At 45.8% G+C, this 20,784-nt stretch carries 21 protein-coding genes; 12 read left to right on the forward strand and 9 right to left on the reverse strand.

Annotated features, from left to right (window positions below; translation table 11 throughout):
* Positions 1 to 472: 472 nt before the first annotated feature.
* On the reverse strand, positions 473 to 1,510 hold the full coding sequence (locus QUA36_RS05530) for an aldo/keto reductase (protein WP_333453074.1): 1,038 nt from the start codon (positions 1,508 to 1,510) through the stop codon (positions 473 to 475).
* Positions 1,511 to 1,933: 423 nt separating this feature from the next.
* Between QUA36_RS05530 and QUA36_RS05535 the strand changes: the two genes are divergently transcribed.
* The gene (locus QUA36_RS05535; RefSeq protein ID WP_333053794.1) at positions 1,934 to 2,335 is read left to right on the forward strand and encodes a fasciclin domain-containing protein; all 402 of its coding nucleotides are present in this window, start codon (positions 1,934 to 1,936) and stop codon (positions 2,333 to 2,335) included.
* A gap of 606 nt (positions 2,336 to 2,941) precedes the next feature.
* On the opposite strand, the gene QUA36_RS05540 is transcribed toward QUA36_RS05535, so the two are convergent.
* Positions 2,942 to 3,565 (reverse strand): Uma2 family endonuclease, encoded by a 624-nt coding sequence (locus QUA36_RS05540; protein ID WP_333456023.1) that lies wholly within the window; start codon positions 3,563 to 3,565, stop codon positions 2,942 to 2,944.
* A gap of 145 nt (positions 3,566 to 3,710) precedes the next feature.
* Here QUA36_RS05540 and QUA36_RS05545 point away from each other — a divergent pair, with 145 nt between their 5' ends.
* The 3 genes from QUA36_RS05545 (at position 3,711) to QUA36_RS05555 (ending at position 6,229) form a co-directional block, all read left to right on the forward strand.
* The gene (locus QUA36_RS05545; RefSeq protein ID WP_333160278.1) at positions 3,711 to 4,280 is read left to right on the forward strand and encodes an HD domain-containing protein; all 570 of its coding nucleotides are present in this window, start codon (positions 3,711 to 3,713) and stop codon (positions 4,278 to 4,280) included.
* Positions 4,281 to 4,330: 50 nt separating this feature from the next.
* Positions 4,331 to 5,464, forward strand: coding sequence for an ABC transporter ATP-binding protein (locus QUA36_RS05550; protein WP_333456025.1), 1,134 nt, complete (start codon positions 4,331 to 4,333; stop codon positions 5,462 to 5,464).
* A gap of 360 nt (positions 5,465 to 5,824) precedes the next feature.
* Positions 5,825 to 6,229 carry a hypothetical protein gene (locus tag QUA36_RS05555; protein ID WP_333160274.1) on the forward strand — a complete coding sequence of 135 codons (405 nt, stop codon included), beginning with the start codon at positions 5,825 to 5,827 and terminating at the stop codon, positions 6,227 to 6,229.
* 63 nt (positions 6,230 to 6,292) lie between these two features.
* On the opposite strand, the gene QUA36_RS05560 is transcribed toward QUA36_RS05555, so the two are convergent.
* From QUA36_RS05560 to rbfA, 3 genes are all read right to left on the reverse strand, one after another.
* Positions 6,293 to 6,526 (reverse strand): DUF4327 family protein, encoded by a 234-nt coding sequence (locus QUA36_RS05560; RefSeq protein WP_333057778.1) that lies wholly within the window; start codon positions 6,524 to 6,526, stop codon positions 6,293 to 6,295.
* A 362-nt stretch (positions 6,527 to 6,888) separates the two neighbouring features.
* Positions 6,889 to 8,532 (reverse strand): glycoside hydrolase family 3 N-terminal domain-containing protein, encoded by a 1,644-nt coding sequence (locus QUA36_RS05565; RefSeq protein WP_333371986.1) that lies wholly within the window; start codon positions 8,530 to 8,532, stop codon positions 6,889 to 6,891.
* Between the two features lie 71 nt (positions 8,533 to 8,603).
* The gene (gene rbfA, locus QUA36_RS05570) at positions 8,604 to 9,038 is read right to left on the reverse strand and encodes a 30S ribosome-binding factor RbfA (protein ID WP_333456027.1); all 435 of its coding nucleotides are present in this window, start codon (positions 9,036 to 9,038) and stop codon (positions 8,604 to 8,606) included.
* Between the two features lie 199 nt (positions 9,039 to 9,237).
* Between rbfA and QUA36_RS05575 the strand changes: the two genes are divergently transcribed.
* Together QUA36_RS05575 and sipA are read left to right on the forward strand one after the other, a co-directional pair.
* Positions 9,238 to 9,441 carry a hypothetical protein gene (locus QUA36_RS05575; RefSeq protein WP_333456029.1) on the forward strand — a complete coding sequence of 68 codons (204 nt, stop codon included), beginning with the start codon at positions 9,238 to 9,240 and terminating at the stop codon, positions 9,439 to 9,441.
* Positions 9,442 to 9,571: 130 nt separating this feature from the next.
* Complete coding sequence (gene sipA / locus QUA36_RS05580) at positions 9,572 to 9,811, forward strand: regulatory protein SipA (protein WP_333160268.1); 240 nt, start codon at positions 9,572 to 9,574, stop codon at positions 9,809 to 9,811.
* 121 nt (positions 9,812 to 9,932) lie between these two features.
* Here sipA and QUA36_RS05585 read toward each other — a convergent pair whose 3' ends face one another.
* Positions 9,933 to 13,298, reverse strand: coding sequence for an EAL domain-containing protein (locus QUA36_RS05585; RefSeq protein WP_333456030.1), 3,366 nt, complete (start codon positions 13,296 to 13,298; stop codon positions 9,933 to 9,935).
* A 530-nt stretch (positions 13,299 to 13,828) separates the two neighbouring features.
* On the opposite strand from QUA36_RS05585, the gene QUA36_RS05590 reads away from it, so the two are divergent.
* A complete protein-coding gene (locus QUA36_RS05590; RefSeq protein WP_333456032.1) occupies positions 13,829 to 14,269 on the forward strand; it encodes a pentapeptide repeat-containing protein in 441 nt (146 codons plus the stop codon).
* A 152-nt stretch (positions 14,270 to 14,421) separates the two neighbouring features.
* Here QUA36_RS05590 and crtH read toward each other — a convergent pair whose 3' ends face one another.
* A complete protein-coding gene (crtH, locus tag QUA36_RS05595) occupies positions 14,422 to 15,966 on the reverse strand; it encodes a carotenoid isomerase (protein WP_333160261.1) in 1,545 nt (514 codons plus the stop codon).
* A gap of 24 nt (positions 15,967 to 15,990) precedes the next feature.
* Between crtH and QUA36_RS05600 the strand changes: the two genes are divergently transcribed.
* Complete coding sequence (locus QUA36_RS05600) at positions 15,991 to 16,221, forward strand: hypothetical protein (RefSeq protein WP_333160258.1); 231 nt, start codon at positions 15,991 to 15,993, stop codon at positions 16,219 to 16,221.
* Between the two features lie 20 nt (positions 16,222 to 16,241).
* On the opposite strand, the gene QUA36_RS05605 is transcribed toward QUA36_RS05600, so the two are convergent.
* Entirely contained in the window at positions 16,242 to 16,445 is a 204-nt protein-coding gene (locus QUA36_RS05605; RefSeq protein WP_333160256.1) for a hypothetical protein, read from the reverse strand.
* Positions 16,446 to 16,452: 7 nt separating this feature from the next.
* Between QUA36_RS05605 and upp the strand changes: the two genes are divergently transcribed.
* The 3 genes from upp (at position 16,453) to QUA36_RS05620 (ending at position 18,151) form a co-directional block, all read left to right on the forward strand.
* Entirely contained in the window at positions 16,453 to 17,103 is a 651-nt protein-coding gene (upp, locus tag QUA36_RS05610) for a uracil phosphoribosyltransferase (protein ID WP_333160254.1), read from the forward strand.
* A gap of 226 nt (positions 17,104 to 17,329) precedes the next feature.
* Entirely contained in the window at positions 17,330 to 17,797 is a 468-nt protein-coding gene (locus tag QUA36_RS05615) for a TMEM165/GDT1 family protein (protein WP_333160252.1), read from the forward strand.
* 60 nt (positions 17,798 to 17,857) lie between these two features.
* Positions 17,858 to 18,151 (forward strand): TMEM165/GDT1 family protein, encoded by a 294-nt coding sequence (locus tag QUA36_RS05620; protein ID WP_333082112.1) that lies wholly within the window; start codon positions 17,858 to 17,860, stop codon positions 18,149 to 18,151.
* 434 nt (positions 18,152 to 18,585) lie between these two features.
* Here QUA36_RS05620 and QUA36_RS05625 read toward each other — a convergent pair whose 3' ends face one another.
* On the reverse strand, positions 18,586 to 19,092 hold the full coding sequence (locus QUA36_RS05625) for a hypothetical protein (RefSeq protein WP_333160250.1): 507 nt from the start codon (positions 19,090 to 19,092) through the stop codon (positions 18,586 to 18,588).
* A gap of 320 nt (positions 19,093 to 19,412) precedes the next feature.
* Between QUA36_RS05625 and QUA36_RS05630 the strand changes: the two genes are divergently transcribed.
* Complete coding sequence (locus tag QUA36_RS05630) at positions 19,413 to 20,663, forward strand: MFS transporter (RefSeq protein WP_333453599.1); 1,251 nt, start codon at positions 19,413 to 19,415, stop codon at positions 20,661 to 20,663.
* Positions 20,664 to 20,784 lie beyond the last annotated feature (121 nt).

Raw genomic sequence — 20,784 nt, forward strand, 5'->3', positions numbered from 1 at the left:
CTCTTAACTGGCAGGTACGGGGTGAAAAAAGAGCGAGTTTTATTGCTTTATTTGAAGATGAGAGAAAATTTGCCATCAAGTTTATGTTGCTTTTTGATTTGACAAACCTTGCTTTTTTTTAACTCATCAGATCTCTAATTTGGTAAATTTGTATCCTAATATACAGAAACTTAATCGACATTTCTGACTTCCGATAGATTAACAATTGACAGTTTATAGAGTGGGGTTAAACTCACCGAAGAAGACCTGTCTCAACAATACGAAAGAAACCAGGCAACCGCAACGATAAACCTAAGATTTTGCGCGAGTAGATGCCAAGAAACCAAGGTGATGACATTTGCGCTGTGGGCGTCAGTTTCACCTCGCGCCCACAGCACAAATGTCAATCATCCCTCTAAAGCCGCGTTCGCCGATATCTGCAATCAAACGCCAAATATCGACGTAAACCCGCGACTAGAAAATAGCAGCAACTTTACAGTCTGCGGCTGTCAATTTTGGCGATTCCTCCTCCAAAGGCAAAATCTTGCACCGTTGAACTCTTTAAGAAATCGTGAGGAAAACCCAATTCAATTGCACTTACTTTGTCTAACTGCTGCATTTGTTCCGGGGTTAATTCAAACTCCAAACAGGCCAGATTTTCCTGAAGTTGTGAGAGTTTGCGCGAACCCACAATCGGAATAACTTCGACTGGTTGTTGGATCAGCCAATTTAGAGCTACTTGAGAAGCAGGTTTGCCAATTTCGGCTGCTATTTTGCTAACTTCGTCAGCAATTTTGAGGTCTCGTTCGTTAATTTTTCCCGATTCAGGTGAATTCAGCCGTTTAGCTTCACTGGCTGTTTCTGAAGTGTTGTATTTTCCTGTCAGTAAACCGGCTGCTAGGGGGCTCCAAGCTGTGACGCCAATATCAAAGGCTTTTGCCATAGGGATCAACTCCCGTTCAGGAGTTCGCTCTTTTAAAGAATACTCGATTTGCAAGCCGATAAATGGTGTCCAACCGCGCAGATTGGCGATCGTATTTGCTTGAGAAATAATCCAAGCCGGCGTATCGGAAATGCCTATGTAAAGAACTTTGCCGGCGCGCACCAAATCGTCAAAAGCGCGCATTACTTCTTCAACGGGTGTCGTAAAATCCCAAGCGTGCAGCCACAGCAAATCTATGTAATCAACTTGCAATCGCTTCAAACTTGCTTCTACTGCTTGCACCATATTTTTGCGGTGGTTGCCGAAACCATTGATTTCGCCATTCTTCATGTTGAGGCTATACTTCGTGGCAACTACCCATTTTTCGCGATCGGCTGCGATGAACTCACCGACATATTTTTCGCTAGTACCGTTGGTGTAGAGATTCGCGGTATCAATGAAATTGCCGCCCGCTTCTGCAAAGGCGTCGAACATTTTACGGCTTTCGTCGTAGGAGCTCCCCCAACCCCACTCTTCCCCAAAAGTCATAGTGCCGAGGCAGATTTCGGAAACGCGAAGTCCGCTGTGACCTAGTAGTTTGTATCTCATGTCACTCTTCCCCTAATTAATGGTTGTTAACAGTTTAAATCGGGATTTCCCAAACTGTTGCCATCAGTCGGGGTGGCGGGTTTTTGTAAGGTGTTAGCGCTGCGCTGAAGGTTGAGTGTTTTGCCAAGTCAATCAAAATGTCGTAGCAGGGGCGATGCTGTCTCGCCCCTGCGTTTACCTTTAAACAGCGCGCAGGGGCGATCGTCTTACTAATGTATTTAGGATTACATGAATAAATAAAAATACAGTAAAACGGAAAAACAAATATCTACCTTTAGATAGGTATTTTAGGACAAGAGTTGAATAAAAAATGCTATCTTAAATAATCAGAAAACCAGACAGAACCAGAGAAAAAATTAATGTAGCTAAATTAACTTTTTAGCGTTATAGTGATTTATAGATTACAAAAACTAGGTGACTCACTTGGCTGATATCGTTGATACCGCCGTTTCGGCAGGCTCTTTTACTACCCTAGTTGCTGCAGTCCAAGCCGCTGGTTTAGTAGATACTCTCAAAGGCGCTGGCCCCTTCACAGTTTTCGCGCCTACTGACGAAGCTTTTGCTAAGCTTCCCGCAGGTACTGTAGAAGCACTGCTTAAGGACATTCCTAAGCTGACAAAAATCTTGACTTATCATGTCGTTTCTGGCAAAGTTATGGCCGCTGATGTGGTCAAGCTGAAATCTGCCAAGACAGTGGAAGGTTCAGAAGTTAAAATTGATGCTTCCAATGGCGTCAAAATCAATGATTCTACCGTTACAACAGCCGATGTTGCTGCTGATAATGGCGTCATCCACATTATTGATTCAGTCTTGCTTCCTGCGTAAGCACAGATTTAGATAGCCCAATACTATCTGGAGGGCGGTGGCTGTTGTTAGCCGCCGCCCTGTTTTAATTGATAGTTGAGATTTCAATATTTTATGCAGCTCGATAATTAAAACTATCGCTCTTTTGTCTGTCCAGGCGGAGGAAAAGTGGAAATCAGGATCATCTTCAATTACAGGAATGACTCCCTCGGCGCTATCATAATCAGGCACCAGGTTTCAGCGATTTTCCTTGATTATAGTCTTCCCAGAGTGACAAAAGAGCGATATACCGCTGCTTTTGTTCTTCAGTAAACGCCATAAGTAGGCAAAATTAAACGGGTAACAGACTAAGAAAAATTGATTACTCGTCCATTATGATGAAGCTGAGCTGCACACTCTTTAAAATCCAGAAAAACGCCTTTGAGTTAATTGGAAATAACAGAAATTTATAGTTGGGACACGAGCGAATTTATCAAGAGTTCAAAGTTACCTTTATAGGATATTGAATTATGTTTGTTCGCTCCAATATACTCATTAAGCCCCGTCTCAACCTAAAGTTAATCATATTAAAATCCATTGTTTTAACTGCTATTTTTGTAATTTTAATATATTATTTTAACAAATTCCTCAAGCCAACAATTCACTTACGGCTACGCTAAAACCTGCAAGCACACTTTGAGTGTTAACAAGTTCATCGGCATTAAACAACCGCCAGCTTTGCCCCCCATTGACAAATATTAATCTTGCTTCAGGAAACAGCAACCAAACTTCTAAACATCCTGATTCCAAATATTCTTGAGCTTTTGCGAATAAATCTTCGCCGCTATCTTCGGGGGAAGCAACTTCCGCTATCAAAGGAAAACTTTGGGAAAATGCTGTAAAATTGCCTGATTGTGGCAGAAGTTCAGGAGTAATGTAAGCAACATCGGGACGGCGACCCTGCTTGCTAGTGCGGCAAAGTATTTCGGTGAGAACTTCTCCTCCCTGTCCGCTGGACTCTTTGTAATTTCCCCAGTAACGGGCTAATTTAGATTGAGCTAGACTGTGCTTAAATGTCATTCCTGTTTTATCCACTAAGTTGCCGTCAACCCATTCCATTCTATCGGGAGGGTGGACTAAAAACTCTGCGAGAGATATGACTTTTTCTTGCTCAAATTCTGGCGGAATTTCTGCTGTGTTTTCTAAATTTTTCGGTAATTCTGGCTCTGAGTTTTGGTCGGCATTTTTTGGTATAATTATAGTAGCTGTCATGCTCGAAACCTCTGTTTAACGATTATAACTTTACAAGCGCTCGCTCTCGATCGCATCGTGACGATTTTAGTGAACTTGGTAGATTTTGTCTTTTCAACTTAGCCCTACAATTTATATATCATAGCAATTCAGAAAGGTGACTTTCATGATTCTCTCAAACCGTTTTTCTGAAGCCCTCACCTATGCTGCCGAATTGCACGCTACCCAAGTTCGCAAAGGTTCCGGCGTTCCCTACATTGCCCATTTGTTGGGCACTGCTAGTATAGCTTTAGAATATGGGGCAAATGAAGATGAGGCGATCGCAGCTTTGCTTCACGATGCGATCGAAGATCAAGGCGGCGCCACCACCCGCGAAGCCATCCGCCGCCGCTTTGGGGATACTGTCACAGCTATTGTAGACGGCTGTACCGACAGTGACGAGACGCCGAAACCCCCTTGGCGACAGCGAAAACAAGCTTATATCGATCGCATTTCTACAGCTTCAGCCTCAGTAAGATTAGTCTCGGCTGCTGATAAACTTTATAATGTTCGATCGATCCTGAAAGATTCCCGTCAATTAGGAGATACTGTTTGGGAACGCTTCAAAGGTGGCAAAGACGGTTCTCTCTGGTATTATCGTTCTTTAGTAGAAGCATTCCGCCAAGCTGAGTTAACGCCTATAGTTGAAGAATTAGACCGCACAGTTTTAGAATTAGAACAGTTTTCTGAACCCTGAAGGCTGAAGGTAAAAAGCACTAATTATCAATTACCAATTACACTTAAAAAATGGCAAATGTTCGCTTAGAAAATATTACCCGACGCTACCAAAACGTCACCGCGATCGAAAACATCAGCTTCAAAATCCCGGACGGGGAATTTTGGGTATTAGTCGGGCCCTCCGGCTGCGGGAAATCGACAATTATGCGGACAATTGCAGGTTTAGAAACCGCCACTTCCGGCAATCTTTACATCGGAGATAATTTAGTTAACAACATTCCGGCGAGACAGCGGGATGTAGCAATGGTGTTTCAAAATTACGCGCTTTATCCGCACATGACTGTCGCAGAAAACTTGGCATTTGGATTGCGGATGCGGAATGTTGACCCGACTAAAATTCAAGAACGAGTCGAAACAGTAGCCCGATCGCTCTCGATCGACCACCTTCTCAAGCGTAAGCCCAAACAGCTATCAGGCGGACAGCAGCAGCGGGTAGCACTAGGAAGGGCGATCGCCCGCGAACCGAAAGTATTTCTTTTAGATGAACCGCTTTCTAACCTCGATGCTCAACTGCGAGACGACACTAGAGCAGAACTCAAACAACTGCATCAACGGCTGGGAATTACCACAATTTACGTCACCCACGACCAAGTGGAAGCGATGACTTTAGCTGATAAGATTGTCGTCTTAAATGGGGGAAAAATTCAACAAATTGGAGACCCGCAAAGCATTTATGCGAAACCAGCTAACCGCATGGTTGCCACATTTTTAGGCAATCCCGCCATGAACATTTTGCCGGCCATTTATACTAACGAATCCTTTCAAATAGGAGATCAAGCTTTAGCCTGTCCGCCCTCGATTCAGAAAAAATTGCAGGCGAGAGAAGGACAAGGGTTTGATTTGGGCATCCGTCCAGAAAATATAGAAATCTTTACGCCACAAACAGTAGAAGATGATGATTTGAAAACCGATGTTTGGGCTTTAGAAAAAGTCCCCCTCGATGTAGAGGTAAAAGTAGTGGAACCTCTGGGGCGAGAAACTTTGATTCGGGCGAGTTTGCCTTTGTTGAGTGCTGAAACTACTGTACAGTTGCAAGTACCTGCGAGTGTTCGCTTGCGATCGGGCGATCGACTAAAGGTACAGCTTGACTTCGATCGAATATTTATATTTGACCCCTCCACCGGTGAGGCGCTGTATCCTTAATGGGCTTGAACAGGATTTACGCACGGGTAATCAGCCACCGGGTTTTTTAGTCGCAGTGCCTAAGTCCTGTTCAATCTAAAATCTAAAATCTAAAATCTAAAATAGACTGAGCCTTCCTGTTGGAAAGTCTCGATTCGTAGTTACAAAAGTTTACACTTGACATTTATTAATTTACGCAGTAATGGTACGATTAGTATTGGCACAACGGTAAAACGTCCCCCCAAAAGCTGATATTTCCTGAATCGGGGCGATCGCGACCCACAACGCCAGCATCTTCGGGCTAAGAAGCGGCTTTACGCCCCGACTTGGGAGCAACTAGCGAACCAAAAACTCAGAAAAACGTTCTAGCGGCATTTTTAGATGAATCCCGACAACCTGCCTCAAATGCTGCAAACAGGATTTCACCTAACTTTAGGTGCAACTTCCTTTTTAATTGAGACATTGCAAGATCCCCTGAAGCGAGAAGAAAATCTTGACAAACTTAAGTCAGATTTTGGCCAGCTAGCCGATGAACTGCTGGAAAAAGGAGAAATGACTGAGCGAGAAGCCCGGAATTTTGTAGATACTATTTTCTCTCAACCGGGCGATCGGGAGAATGCAGACAGTGAATCTGTCTCGCCCAAGCAATCAGATGCAGCGACTGATGCTTCTCCCGAGTCGGTTGTACAGCCTAACGTAAAGCTAGAGATTCAAGAATTAACTGCACACATGGCAGCGCTGAGGGCCGAGTTGGAAAATTTGCGCGCCGAAAATTCCCAGCATTAAAGAATCAAGAGTCTTTAACACAGCCGGAGTTTACTTGCCAACTTAATTTAAGAGAACCAAAATTTAGTCATTGTCCCATTTTTCAGAACCGATCAGGTCGGCAATGCGATCGCGCAGCAAGAAGTCGCATTTTTCTAATTCGCACTCTACACAAGCCCATTCCCGGGGCGGAATGAATTGGCAAAGCGTGTATATAGGCTGTTGGCGGCTCAGTACGCCCTCGTGGACAAGGTGACGCGCTTCATCTTGGATCACATCTAAAGAGTATTGGATTTGGGGAATAGTGGAGTGAATCATAATGCGCCCTCAATGTTTTACTAAAAAATTTTATGGCCCTGGTAATAATATAGTCCAAACTTACGAATATGGAAGTTAAATTTTGTCCGTATACAGCTATACAATTCACTGCCGTAAATAAAAATAAATTATACGAATCATTAGTAAGTGATGGGATCTGTCTTAGGATATTGATAAACAGCACATTTTCCCCATAAGCAGGCGGATCTGCTGGAAAGTTCAATTCAGAACTTAGGAACCCGCATCGGATTCCCGGTTTCTGGATGCTTTGCCACCAAAGGCAACATTTCTTGCGAGAAACCGGGTTGATGAATTTAAGTCCTGACGGAAACACCAAAGGAAAGATTTAGGAGTCGGGCAACTCAAGCATTACCAGTTCCGTCAATGCCGAATAGCACTTCTAGAACGAGAGATTGCGCTGCCGGCATTTGCCCATAACAAAATACATAAGGAATACTCGGAGGCAAGTGTGGCAAAAATTGCTCTAAAACGTAGGGACTGCCGTAAATTAACACAGCTTGCAGTTCTCCCGTCTTTAATAATTTCTTAAACCAATCTTGAGCTGCTTCGGTCAAACCTGCACTGCCTCGGAAGCAATTGCCACGAATGAAAATTTGCAGCAGTGTCGGAGAAAAATGCTCTGCACCTGTATTATCAGCGATCGCACCTGTGCGATCGTCAATCAGTTGCAATTCGTAACCAAACTGTTCCGGAAGGGCGATGGCAGGAGTGTGGTTTCCCAAAAACTCGCACCCCAAAACATCATCTACAACAATCAAATTCCGCAAAAGCTGGTTTTCTGGGGGTTTTGCAACCTGCAAAGGTAGATTGCCACCAAATTTCAAAGAATCTCGCAAAATATCGGCAGCAGTTGCCCTTGCCTGTGGGTTTGCCAGCAAACTTAAGTCGATCGACTCCAGGGATTGTAAATTCTTGCTCCCCCCCTTAGCAAGGGGGGGTTGGGGGGGGTCAGAAATCAACATACCCACCTTTATTTTCGCTTTCCAAATGCGCTTGACAGATTCCTTAATTTGTGATATTGAAATCCGCCCTTGAGTGACAGCTTCGCAGACCGCGAGAATCGCCCCTTCCGGGTCAAGTGGCATCAGCAAAACATCAGCACCAGCCTCAGCAGCCAAAACAGCAGCTTCATTAGCGCCGTACTTATTGGCGATCGCGCCCATCACCAAAGCATCCGTCACAATCAAACCTTCAAATCCCAACTCTTCTCGCAGCTTCCCGATCAAAATTTTGCGAGAAAGAGTAGCAGGAAACTCGGCATCCCAAGTCGGAATCAGCAAGTGAGCACTCATCACAGCATCGACCCCAGCAGCGATCGCCTCAACAAACGAAGGCAACTCAACCTCGGCCAATCTCGCTGGCGAATGCGGCAAAACCGGCAATTCCAAGTGAGAATCAACCGCCGTGTCTCCGTGGCCGGGAAAATGCTTAGCTGTAGTCAAAACCGGGTGCTCACCTGCGCCGCGAATAAAAGCAGCGGCTAACTTCCCGACAATTTCCGGTGTCTCGCCAAAAGCGCGGACGTTAATCACAGGATTGTCGGGATTGTTGTTAACATCAACCACTGGTGCGAGAATCCAATTTAGACCGATCGCCCTAGCTTCGATCGCAGTGACAGCGCCCATTTGTTCAGCATATCGATCGGCTTTACCTGCATCGTGCCGCGCAATTTCAGCAATCGCCATCGGCGGCCCGAACCAAGTCGCCCCCGCGAACCGCTGGCCGACACCTTCCTCAATATCAGCCGCCAGCAGTAGCGGAAACTTTGCCCAAGACTGCAATTGGTGCGATCGAACTGCCAACTCCGCAGCACTTCCCCCGACCAAAATCACACCGCCGACGCCCAACTTTTCCAGATAATAGCGGAGTTTGCTAGCAGTTGGTTCCCATTCGGGATAGCGAATTTGGTGGTCGAACAAGCAGCCAGAAGCGCGCACCACGAACATCTGGGCTACCAGTTCGGGCAAGGAAAGATTGTCAATCATGGGAAATTAGGAATTGTTTGTTGACTGTTGACTGTTGACTGTTGACTTTGGGCTGTTGACTACCTTCAGACCTAATCCTCGTCTGCTTCTAAATCATCATCATCATTTTCATTGCCATCGGCCAATTCTTCGTCATCAAACATACCCGGTTTGCGATCGGCAGAAAGCTGATTCAGCAGTATCAACATTTTATCGCCCCGTTCCAAAGAACGGTCTTCGAGAAAAATCACTTCCGGCGTCCGGCGCAGTTGCAATCGTTGGCCCAACTGGTTGCGGACGTAGCTAGTAGCAGATTTCAAACCTTCCATAGTTTCAGCCTTCGCCTCATCAGTACCGTAGATGCTGACAAAAATTTTTGTATGCTGAAGGTCTCCAGAAACAATTACGTCGGTAACGCTAACCATACCGGCACCTACCCGATCGTCCTTGATTCCATTCAGCAACATCAGGCTGACTTCCCGTTTAACCATTGAAGCTACACGCTCAATGCGACGACTTGTAGCCATAACACCTACTCCTCTACTTTCCTAATCAGCCATTTTCATCCCGATTGACAATTGTAGCGCGATCGGTCATGGGTGTTACGGGCGATCGTCCGAGTTCGGGGTGAGATACAGCTTAGAGGAAAAAAATGTTTGATTGCCTATAGGTGAATATATAGCTAATATAGAGAGGTAGAGTGAGAGACAGCTTAGAGGAAAAAAAATGTTTGATTGGATTGTCAAAACCGTAGCCGATGCTTCAGGGGTAACTAACCAGCTAAATATAGCTGAATGGGCAAGATTGAACAGAACTAACCCTTTCGATATGGGAGCCAAAAACTACCAACGATGTATTCATGACTTAGGGTTAGGGGGAAAATATTATGAACTTGAATATAACGAAGATGGTACCCTAAAATATCAATAATTTTGCCGATAATTCCCTTAATTACGCTTCATAGTTCTCCATTTTATTATCTTCCCTAATCAATCAATCAAACAAAAACATTCTTTGTTAAAATTCCTTTATCGCCGTGTTTTTTTAGGCAATAAAACTTATGGAAAAAGAATTTACAATCGGTCAAAAAGTCCGAGTTGTGGCAATGCCACCTTACGTCAAAACTGCCGAACCGATGCCAATGCTGCGGCCTGCGAATTTAATTGCGATCGGCGCCGAAGGCGTTGTGATCGATCGGCGTCCCGGCAATTATTGGGGAATTCGCTTTGACAAAGGTGCTTTTCTGTTAGACAGTCAGTACATTGAAGCAGCGGAAACAATTGTAGAAGGTAATGGGTAATGGAAAAGGGGGAATGGGGAATTGAGATCACAACTTAACATCTCCCTTTTCCTTGTTCCCTCAACATCCCTCCCTTAAATCCGTTAAATCCCATTGCTTGCTCCTTGCCCAACATCCTTCTTCAACAAGCCAGCTTACCCTCAAAAGCCAAAGAATTAACAGGAAACTCCCCCAAAACTTCCTCTAAAATAGGAGAGGTGAAGTTACAAGGTTGAGGCTTGCCCAAATGATAACCTTGAGCGTAATCTACCCCAAGTTCATTGAGTTTATCCATAATTGTTTGATTTTCAACATACTCGGCAATAGTTTTAATTCCCATGACGTGAGCGATTTTGGTAATAGCTTCCACCATTGCGATATCAATAGGATTATCGACAATATTCTTAATAAAATTGCCGTCTATTTTGAGATAATCAACCGGCAAGCTTTTGAGGTAAGCAAAGGAAGACATCCCGCTGCCGAAGTCGTCCAAGGCAAACTGGCAGCCTAGTTCCTTGAGTTGCCAAATCAAGCTGGCAGCCTTGCTGAGATTACCGATCGCCACGGTTTCGGTAATTTCAAAACAAATTATTTGCGGCGGTATTTGATGGATGGAAAACTGTTCCTGAATAAACTCGATAAACTTTTCTTCGTTGAGGCTGTCCCCAGAAAGGTTAATTGAATAAAGGTTGGGATATTTGCCAAATGACGATGGCAGATCAGACAAAAGAGAGCAAGCAGGGAAGGTAACTATTTTATCGCTGTCTACATCGGGGTTTTGGACTAATAAATTTGCCGTGAAAATTTTAGATAAATTGCTAAATAAAGTGCGAATTACCCAGCGGTCGATCGCGTGCATCAAGTTGTAGCGTTCTGCCGCCGGAATAAACGCCATCGGCGACACCAACTCACCAGTTTCCAACTGGAGGCGCAGGAGGATTTCGCAGTGGGTTCCGGTGGTGGGAGAGTTGAGCAAAGGTACGATCGGCTGAGAGTACAAGCAAAAGCGATTCTCTTCTAAAGCTTGATGAATTTGCACCACCCACTCGGTTTCGCCGTGCTGTTTGATTAATTCTTGATCGCCGGCTTGATAAACCTGTACCCGGTTGCGACCTTTATTTTTAGCAGCGTAGCAGGCCATATCGGCGGCGCTCAAAATCGCAGATGTCGAGGCTGTTTTGGGATTGATTGCTACCAAACCGATACTGACGCCGATCGAAAAAGTTTTGTCCTGCCACGCAAAGCGGAAGCCCTGAATGCTTCGCAGCAGCGTTTCCGCAACATTCAATCCTCGTTCGACGGGACGATTGTACAGGAGTACGGCAAATTCATCGCCGCCGAGACGCGCCAAAATATCGGTTTTGTGGATATTGCTTTTAAATAGCTGGCTGACTTGGCGCAGCAGTTCGTCCCCAGCAGCATGACCGCAGGTGTCGTTAACTATTTTGAAGCGATCGAGATCCAGGTAAAGCATCACGTGTTCTTGGCCGTAACCTTGAGCGCCGTGTAGGGCGTGCTCTAGCTGGTACTCAAATTCCCGGCGGTTGACTAATTGCGTCAGGGGGTCATGAGTTGCCTGCCAGGTGAGTTGCCGCGCTTGAGTTCGCACTTGGGTGACATCTCGGAACACAACAACGGCCCCGACAATTTCGCCGCTGCTAGCGTGGATGGGGGCGACGCAGTGGTCGATCGCAAATTCGGTGTTGTTGTGGGCAATCAGCAAATTGTTGCGCCCTTGGTCAACAATCCGACCTTCGCACAAAGCGATTTCGGCGATATTTTCGATCGGCAGCCTGGTAGTTTCGTCAACTATTCTCAGCACGCTGGCGAGGGGCAAACCTTTAGCTGCCGAGGTAGACCAACCCGTGAGTGTTTCGGCAACTGGATTCAGGGTGGAAATACAGCCGTCGGCGTCAGTAGTGATGACGGCATCGCCGATCGATTGTAGTGTTACCTGAGCGAGTTCTTTTTCTTCAAAAAATGCTTGTTCCATGCGCTTGCGATCGGTAATATCTCGCTGCACGGACACCCAGTTGGTAACGTTCCCGGAGGTATCGGCAATGGGTACGCTGTTGAGTTCCACCCAATAAGTTGAACCGTCTTTGCGGTAGTTAATCAATTCTAGGCGTAGGGGTTCTCGGCGAGAGAAACCCAGGCGAATTTTAGCGACTTGGGTGGGGTCGCTTTCTGGGCCGCGCAAGCAACTGGGGGTTTGTCCGATGATTTCTTGGGGTAGGTAGCCCGTCATTTGGGTAAAAGCTTCGTTGGCATAGATGATGGTGGGGTCGGAGATATCGCTGTCTCCGGCATCCATAATCACGATTGCGTCGTTAGCGTTCACTACAGCAGATTCTAAAAGGTGGAGTCTGGCCTCGGCCCTAACGCGGATAGCAATTTCGCTTTCTAGTCTGGCGTTAGTCAAGCTGAGGGATGCGATCGCTTTTTCCAATTCCCTAGTTCTTTCTGCCACTGAATCGTGCAGAACATCGATCGCCCCGGACATTTCCATGGGGTCAAGTACGCGCAGTATGTTGGTTTGAGTAACTATTCCCAGGAGTTCTCCGCATTCTCCCGTTACTACCAACCTGCGGACTAAACGCTGGTGCATTTCCTGATGAGCTACCCACAGCGAGTCTTCTTGCTTGAGGCTAAATAAGGGGGTACTCATCACTGTTTGGGCGATCGTTTGCGACAAATCTATATCTAAAGCTTGAAATTCCACAATATCCCGTTCTGTGACTATACCTACTGGAATAGGGAACGGTGAATCCCTCGATAATTCTGTTGATTCAGTAATTACTACGCAGCTAACGCGGTGCTGCGCCATCAACTCAGCTAAACTCCTAACTGACGCGGAGCGAGGTGCTTGAATGACTTGTGCGGTCATTACTTCTTTCACGCAGCGCATTTTTAAGATATTTGCCGGTTTGAGCATGGCTTGGCGGATGCTTTCCGGCGTAATTACTCCTAAGAGTTGACCTTCACTATCCAATATTGGCAGATGCTTAATTCTTCGTTGCCCCAGCAGAATTAGGGCGCTGAAAATGTCTTGACTCTCGGATTTTGTCAGAGTTGCTGTCGGCTGCCTCATCACTTGTGCGATGGTGACACCTTTTAAGTTTTTGCCCGAGGCAATCAAATCGACAAGATCCCTTTCTGTGAAGATTCCTTGCAATTGAGAATGTGGAGCACAAGGCGAGGATAATTTTAAGAGTGATTTTTCCACGACAAAGACGCAGATACCTGTGGCGTCTCTGAATGCACTTGATGTGGGCGGATTTACGATTTCTGTTAGTGGCTGATAGATATCGGTTGGTGGAATGACTGCGTTTAGAGAGCAACTTGGGCGCCGTTGGCCCATCAGGGTAATTACTTCTGCTAGTGGGGTATCGGGCGCCACTGTCAAGGGGTAGCGGTCTATTACTTGAGCTAAGGTGGGCAGATACTTGGATGAATCGTTTTTGAGCATATTTAATTGAGTTTTGCGATCGCGTGGAATCTGCGACATTCCAAAAAAGTGCTGATTTCCAAGCACTAGGTGGATTTTTACGGCGCTGGTGAGACCTAATTAAAATTTATTGTTAAAAATGCAGCAGAGCTTGGGCTGGGGATCGGGCCAGTGACTGCTTTTCTTCTACCTATAAAGTTAGAAGCTTATCTTTATTTTAAGTTAAATTTTCTATCCCGTGACACATTTATTAAAAATAATGTATTTGTTGTGAACTTTTTGCGATAAGATTATCGGCTAAAATCATCCATAGCATTGCGAATCATCTCCCTCTTCAGAAAGACGCATCTGTTGGCTGTATTAGCTAACCTAGAAAAGGTTACTACAAAAAGGCACTGTATTAAGTTCGGCAGTGTTAAGTTTTGCAAAATTAAGTTTGGCAAGCTGGTCGAGACCATGTATGCGTTGTTGAGGGCAATCGATATCACAGCCAATGTGTGAATTAGATCGCAAGTTGCGAAAACAACCATGGTACGATTGTAGATATCAAGACAAGAACTTGAATACAGAGTCTGTGAGGAAAAGAGATTATGAAACGCAATCTATTCGCCGCTACTTTTTTAATTGCTCCCCTAGTGTTGGCAGGCCCGGCTCGCGCTGAAAATCCCGTTCACGTCGAACAGTTATTGTCAACCGGGCAATGTTTTAAGTGCGACTTGTCGGGAGCCGATTTAACGGGAGCTCATTTAATTGGTGCTGATTTGAGAGAAGCAAATTTACGAGGAGCAAACCTATCTCAGGCAAACCTCGAAGGTGCTGACTTGACGGGTGCTGACTTGACGGGTGCTAACTTAACTAAAGTTTTCCTGACTAATGCTAGTTTAAATGACGCAGACCTCGATCGGGCAAATCTGACCGCGGCTATCATTAACACCGCTGACGTATCCGGCGCATCAATGGAAGATATGACCATCACTGATGCAAAAATCTACAATACCCAAATCGGCGTCGGCGGCAGCTACGACCAGTAAACTCGTTAAAAGAATGGAAAACACCAATTTTGAGGTTAAAAACCCGGTTTCTCCCCAGAAACCGGGTTTTTAGTATTTTTGTAGGCTGCCCCGGAGCCTCACATTTTATGTCGTATTTCAAGCGAACAATCTGACGCACCCTACCATTACCACTAAAAACCCAAATCAACCGCTATTCGGTGCGCGCAAGCAAACCCAGAAAACGCCACCGCATTTAAACCCTGTCCGGGAAACGTACTGTCACCCACACAATATAAACCAGGCATAGAAGTTCGATTAAACGGCATTCCCAGCAAACCCATTAGCTTCTGTCGCGGAATCGGCCCGTAAGTTCCATCTTCGCGCCCCAAAAAGCGGCGGTGAGAACGCGCTGTCCCAACTTCCATATAATCCAAACCGGCATCTAAACCGGGAAAAATCTTTTCTAATCTTTCAATAATTCTTCCTGCAGCCTCTTCCTTTTTCTCCTCGTATTCCTGCTGCGAAAGTCCTTCCCACTCTTCCATCCAACTCGAAGTAAAAGCGTGAACGATGTGATATCCTGCGGGAGCTAAATCCGGGTCGAGCACCGTCGGAATTGACACCAAAACAGTTCCCTCCGGCGCTTCCATTTGGTTCCAATCTTCTAATAAAATATGGTGGCAGGCACTACCTGCAGGGATTACGCTTGCTTCCACTCCCAAATGCAAACTCAAGAAACTGGGGGCTTTTTGATAGCGCTGCTGCCATTTCTTTTCGCTAGCGGGCATCTCTTCGGCAGACAGCAATTTCTCAAAAGTGTCCCAGCGCGTGGCGTTAGAAACTATCCGCTTTGCCCGGTAAACTTCGCCGGTTGCTAGCTCTACTCCGACAGCGCGGCCGTTTTCTGTAATAATTTTTTTCGCCTTAGCTTTGTATTGAATTTGCCCGCCGCATTTTTCTAATCCTTCGACTAATTTTTGGGCGATTTGACCGACTCCGCCTTTGGGATAATTGATGCCGCCGTAATGTCTGTCGGAAAATACCATTCCGGCATTGATCATCGGCGTCAAGTCTGCGGGTACTACAGACCAGTAGTAGCATTCCATGTCGATAAATTTCAGCAAAGTAGGGTCTTTGATGTAGCGCCGCGCAATGTCGCCAGTATTTTGAGGCAGATATTTTACTAATCCCAAACAGGCTAAAGGATTCTGAAAAAAGACTCGAACCAGATATCCGGGTTCTTCTAGAGATAGCAATTCCATGCCGTTGAGGCAGTTGAAGACGTTCCAGCATTCGCCGTAAAATTTGTGGATTCCTTCGCGTTCGTGAGGGAACCTGTCAGTTAATTCTTGCAAGTATTTCTCATAAGCCTGGGGAACTTCAAGTTCCAAGCCGCTGGGTAAGTGATAGTGAAGCTGTACGGGGTCGGGAATCGTTTCTAAGGTGACGTTGACTGCTTTCAGGGCGCGGGTGAGGAGGTTGGTTGTGCCACGCTGTCCGAAACCAAAAATCATGGAGGCGCCGACATCGAATCTGTAGCCTTCTCGATCGAAATATCCAGCACTACCCCCCGGAATTGTATAGCTTTCGAGCACTAAAACTTTGGCTTTCTTAGCGGCTAGCTGAGTGGCTGTCACGAGTCCGCCAATGCCGGAACCGATGACAATTACATCAAACTCTTGCTCTGTTGGGCGGGAGTTGGAAGGAAATAACTGGGATTGGGTAGGAGCTGACATTCGGTTAAAAATCTTAATATTTCTATGATTTTACAGTCGATCGCTCCCGAAGCAAGAAGTTCGGCAACGGATTATGTAGCGGATGTAACGGATGTCAAGAAGACCGAAGTTCGGCAATGCCCGATGCCCTGTTTGCCCGATGCCCTGTTTGGCCGATGCCCAACGCTCAATGCCCCAGCTTCAAAAAAAAATGCGGGAACAGTCTACCATTGCCGACTGCCCCCGTCTGCCGATCCTTTGAGAGGAGAACACTAAAAATCACTATATCCTTGTTGCTAATTAATGTCAATACTATTAGAAAAATATTTCAATAAGGTGATGGAGGTCGATCGGCGAATGGGTTCTAACTCAATCTCTGGCTTGTATGCGCCCTCAAGGATGTGATAAGTTGCACAGAGCGATCGATCGCCGGTTGTCGAAGCCCTCGAAGAAGATCGATCGCACCGCATAAAATCCCTCAAACCTAGCAATCTCCCCAATTTCCTAATGTCCCTGCAACTGCGCGTTTACGTTCCCCCGCATCCGTTAATTAAACACTGGCTGGCTGTTGCCCGCGACGCCGCTACCCCATCGGTACTTTTTCGTTCTGCAATGACAGAATTGGGAAGGTGGCTGGCTTACGAGGCGATTCGAGAATGGCTGCCGACAGTGGAAACAACGGTGCAGACTCCTTTGGGCGAATGTCCGGCAACTTTTATCAACCCGGAAGCTCCGTTAGTTGTGGTACCGATTTTGCGGGCAGGTTTGGCACTGCTCGACGGAATTCAGACGGTTGTGCCGCTGGCGTCGGTTTACCACCTCGGCATGGCAAGAAATGAGGAGACGCTGCAACCGACTTGTTATTTGAACAAATTGCCGGCGCAGTTTATCCCGCAAACGCGGGTGATAATTAGCGAGCCGATGCTGGCGACTGGCGGGACGATTATAGCGACAATGCAGGAATTGACGAAGCGGGGAATTGATCCGAGCTTGATTCGGATTATCTCTGTGGTGGCTGCTCCTCCGGCTTTGAAGAGGCTGAGTGCAGAGTACCCCAGTTTGATGATTTACACCGCAACGATCGACGAAATAGTCAACGAACAGGGCTTTATTGTACCTGGTTTGGGAGACGCGGGCGATCGAACTTACGGCACATGAAGCAAGTCAGTCAGTCAATTTTAGATTTGAGATTTGAGATTTTAGATTGACTAGACAGATAAATCTGGGGGCTTGTATCCCTTTTTGGGCGCGGTGAGTGGTTCCAGGAATGAGTTGCTTAAATCTCCTGGGAAAAAGATGACCCTGGTTTGGTAAAAGCAGGCACCGAGAAAGTTAGAATCAAAAGTACAAGTCAAAAATAAATAGCGTTTAGCACTCATTGCCCGTGAAACTTGATTCTGTTCCGCCAAGCTTGTCTGCTTCTGACTCAGTAAACCTCAATTATGATTTGCCACAACAGGTACAACTACAAATAAAAGAGGTTACTGAGATTTGTGCTGCTTTAACCCCGGAGCCCGCTGAACTCTCAGGGACTATCAATCCCGATATTTGTCAGGAACAAAAGAAACTGAAGCCCAAGCACTGGGCAATTTTTGCTTCGACTTTTGCAACTATTTTTTTAGCTGAAATTGGAGACAAAACTCAGCTCGCGATTTTGCTGATGACGGCTGAATCTCGAAATCCTTGGATCGTGTTTGTGGGTGCGGGTTCGGCTTTGATAGCGACCAGTTTGCTGGGGGTGTTGCTGGGAAGGTGGCTGGCTAGTCGGATTGCTCCGAGAACTTTGGAGAGAGCAGCCGGAGTGATTTTACTGACGATTTCGGCGGTTCTGCTGTGGGAAGTGCTGGGTTAATTGTCTGCCTTGTCGGTAAGTCCTAGATTTCTACAATAGCTAACTAAGAACTAAAAAAACATGGACTGGCAACTTTTGGGCATCAGTTTTATTACAGTGTTTTTGTCAGAATTGGGAGACAAAAGTCAATTAGCTGCGATCGCCCTGGGCAGTAGTTGTAACTCGCCGCGGGCTGTATTTTTCGGCACCGCGTCGGCCCTGCTGCTGGCGAGTTTAATCGGTGTGGGCATTGGCTTCAGCACGGCAGAGGTGTTGCCGGAACGACTGGTAAAGGGACTCGCAGCGATCGGATTTGCGGTAATGGGCTTGCGCTTGCTGTGGCCAAAAGCAGATTTACCGGAAGCATCCGAGTAAGGCGTGTCCTCAGTCGATTTTAGATTTTAGATTTTAGATTTTAGATTTATTCTACAGATGAATCTGGGAGTTTGAACAAAAGTCTAAAATTTTGCTTTCTCCACGGGAGGAGTTGTTCGCAAGTATCCGTTTTTGCGCGGGTTCAGGAAACTTGAAAGTATAGTTAGATCAAATCTGTTAGCATCGGAGATTATTCATCTCTCTATTCTTTTCATCTGCGTGAATCAGCGTCAATCCCTTGTCATCTGCGGTTAATACATTCTCTTTTTTTAACCGCAGATGAGGGCAGATGCAACACAGATTAACGCCGATGAATATCAAATCCGGTGTTTACGATCGCCTTAAAATTTAAAAAAAATTAGCAGCGGGCGTGAATTCATGCCTGCTGCTAAATGTTGAGTTTTTCTCAACTCAACCTCTGAGTCTTGTGTCGATTAAACTTGGTTTTGGTAGCACCAGCCCAGCAGCGTACCGGCGACAGCCAACTTCAGGGCTTCCAATGCAAAATAGCCTTGGTGCAGTAGATTCATCCCAGCGGGTACTTCTGCTGCGGAATCGAACAGATTTAGCTGCATTCCCAAGGCGCTCATTTGGGGTGTCAGGGCGTAGGTGTCAATCAGGGCGATCGCCAGAAGTACCAATGATAATAAAATTGCTGTGCGGCTGCGCTTGCCGAAGTCACCGACTAAATTGCTCAAAACCATCAAACCCGTTGTCACCAGGCCCGAACAGATTAACTCAACGCGGTTGAATCCCCAGAACATTAAATTGCCGGCCGTTGTAAACTCGGGAGATGTCATCATGCCAGATACGTAGAGACTGGGCATAATGACTAGATCCAAAACCAGGCTAACGCTGAGCCAGAAAATTAGGGCTACCATGACAATTGCTTGCCAGCGCGGTTTGATTGATTCCACTCTTGATGTTGTAATAGCTGTCATATAATTAGACCCTCTAAAATTTTCTTCTGCCTTTTCTAGAGTTTAACTAACTTTTTTCTAAAATTCTGTTAAGTATTTTTAAATTAATGGTAACTTTTGTGTAACAGACGCTGAAGAATTGTTAAGCTCACTTATGTTGATCATCACCTCGGTTAACTAATACTAATTCGGAAAAAGTACGGAATAAATTAATAATTACTCACAGGACTTATGCACTGCGATCAAAGACACCTGTTTTTGACTCTGATTAAACACCGTAACGTATTTTTTATAAAAAACCAGGTTTCAGCGTCCAGAAATAACTCCTAATTTAACTGTATATGCCTAAATTTCAATTATCCTCTTGGTTGCCCCGCTTCCCCCCTCAAGTCTGGATTCTTGCCGCCGGCAGATTCCTCTCCCAAAGCGGCACCGGTTTTACTTTATTTTACGCGCCGATATTTTTTGTCGATCGCGTCGGTTTATCTGCTACTGCTGTTGGGATTGGTTTGGGTAGCGGTTCAGTTTCGGGAATATTCGGCAGAATTTTGGGCGGTTCTTTTTGCGATTCCAAATTTTGGGGAAGGCGCCGAACTTTACTGCTGGCGACAATTATTTCGGCGGCTGCTTCTTTTGTACTGGCGGGGACTAATGATTTCCCCGGCTTAATTGCGGGCAATTTACTGATGGGTTTTGGCGTTGGTTTGTATTGGCCTCCAACGGAGACGATGGTGGCGGATTTAACCGAGGGCGAACAGCGACAGGAAGCTTTTGCTTTGACACGACTGGCGGATAATTTGGGTTTGCAAGTTGGGATTATTTTGGGCGGTTTGTTGATTGAGGTAACGGGTAATTATCGATCGCTCTTTATTATTGATGGTATCTCGTTTTTAGTGCTGTTTGCGGTGGTGGCGATCGCGATCGGCGAAACCTACAAACCAGCTAATTCAGCCGATATAGGCAAAAAAAGTCTAAAAAATGGTTGGATGGTGGCGCTGAGCGATCGAAGTCTTCTAGTTTATGCTTTAGTAAATACTCTGTTCACCTTATATATTTCCCAAATCCAAACCACAATGCCGCTGTACTTTAGCAAGTTTGTCGCGGTGGGGACGGGAACAGGCTTTTCAACAGGTACAATTACCGTTTTGTTTGCTTTTAGCACGTTTTTAACTGTGGCTTTGCAACTGCCTGTTGTTAAAGCTTTGAGGCGGTTTTCTTGTCCAAAAGCTTTGATGATTTCTGCGTTGCTGTGGGGAATGGGATTTATCGCGATCGGCTTGACGGGAATGGCTGCCACTGGCAATCTATTTTTAGCTGTTTTAGGCTTGAGCTTTTTGTCGGTTGCGACTGTTGCTTATACGCCTTTTGCTTCTGCTTTGGTGGTGGATTTAGCGCCGGAGTCTTTGCGGGGCGTGTATTTGGCGGTTAATTCTCAGTGTTGGGCGATCGGCTATTTAATCGGGCCACCGCTGGGCGGTTTGGCTTTGGATAGAGGTAAATGGGCGGCGGATAATTTTTGGTTGGGTTTGGCTCTTAGTGTGATTGCGGCTGTGGTTATTTTGCAAAAGCTCGATCGAATGTTAAAAAAATAGTTGCTAAAATACAATTTTGTGATAATCTAATCCACCCGATAGATAAATAACTAACTCGCAAAAAATGCCTAGCGGTCTTAAGCTCTGATCGCAGGCGGTTGTTTTACTTATTTTATTAGAC

Origin of the sequence: Microcoleus sp. Pol10D4 (assembly GCF_036701555.1) — a bacterium.
Classification (GTDB): domain Bacteria; phylum Cyanobacteriota; class Cyanobacteriia; order Cyanobacteriales; family Microcoleaceae; genus Microcoleus.

Bases quoted from the DNA above. Each gene is read 5' to 3' on its own strand.
- QUA36_RS05530 (WP_333453074.1), bottom strand. From the start codon at position 1,510: ATGAGATACAAACTACTAGGTCACAGCGGACTTCGCGTTTCCGAAATC.
- QUA36_RS05540 (WP_333456023.1), bottom strand. From the start codon at position 3,565: ATGACAGCTACTATAATTATACCAAAAAATGCCGACCAAAACTCAGAG.
- QUA36_RS05545 (WP_333160278.1), top strand. From the start codon at position 3,711: ATGATTCTCTCAAACCGTTTTTCTGAAGCCCTCACCTATGCTGCCGAA.
- QUA36_RS05550 (WP_333456025.1), top strand. From the start codon at position 4,331: ATGGCAAATGTTCGCTTAGAAAATATTACCCGACGCTACCAAAACGTC.
- QUA36_RS05555 (WP_333160274.1), top strand. From the start codon at position 5,825: ATGAATCCCGACAACCTGCCTCAAATGCTGCAAACAGGATTTCACCTA.
- QUA36_RS05560 (WP_333057778.1), bottom strand. From the start codon at position 6,526: ATGATTCACTCCACTATTCCCCAAATCCAATACTCTTTAGATGTGATC.
- QUA36_RS05565 (WP_333371986.1), bottom strand. From the start codon at position 8,532: ATGATTGACAATCTTTCCTTGCCCGAACTGGTAGCCCAGATGTTCGTG.
- rbfA (WP_333456027.1), bottom strand. From the start codon at position 9,038: ATGGCTACAAGTCGTCGCATTGAGCGTGTAGCTTCAATGGTTAAACGG.
- QUA36_RS05575 (WP_333456029.1), top strand. From the start codon at position 9,238: ATGTTTGATTGGATTGTCAAAACCGTAGCCGATGCTTCAGGGGTAACT.
- sipA (WP_333160268.1), top strand. From the start codon at position 9,572: ATGGAAAAAGAATTTACAATCGGTCAAAAAGTCCGAGTTGTGGCAATG.
- QUA36_RS05585 (WP_333456030.1), bottom strand. From the start codon at position 13,298: ATGTCGCAGATTCCACGCGATCGCAAAACTCAATTAAATATGCTCAAA.
- QUA36_RS05590 (WP_333456032.1), top strand. From the start codon at position 13,829: ATGAAACGCAATCTATTCGCCGCTACTTTTTTAATTGCTCCCCTAGTG.
- crtH (WP_333160261.1), bottom strand. From the start codon at position 15,966: ATGTCAGCTCCTACCCAATCCCAGTTATTTCCTTCCAACTCCCGCCCA.
- QUA36_RS05600 (WP_333160258.1), top strand. From the start codon at position 15,991: ATGATTTTACAGTCGATCGCTCCCGAAGCAAGAAGTTCGGCAACGGAT.
- upp (WP_333160254.1), top strand. From the start codon at position 16,453: ATGTCCCTGCAACTGCGCGTTTACGTTCCCCCGCATCCGTTAATTAAA.
- QUA36_RS05620 (WP_333082112.1), top strand. From the start codon at position 17,858: ATGGACTGGCAACTTTTGGGCATCAGTTTTATTACAGTGTTTTTGTCA.
- QUA36_RS05625 (WP_333160250.1), bottom strand. From the start codon at position 19,092: ATGACAGCTATTACAACATCAAGAGTGGAATCAATCAAACCGCGCTGG.
- QUA36_RS05630 (WP_333453599.1), top strand. From the start codon at position 19,413: ATGCCTAAATTTCAATTATCCTCTTGGTTGCCCCGCTTCCCCCCTCAA.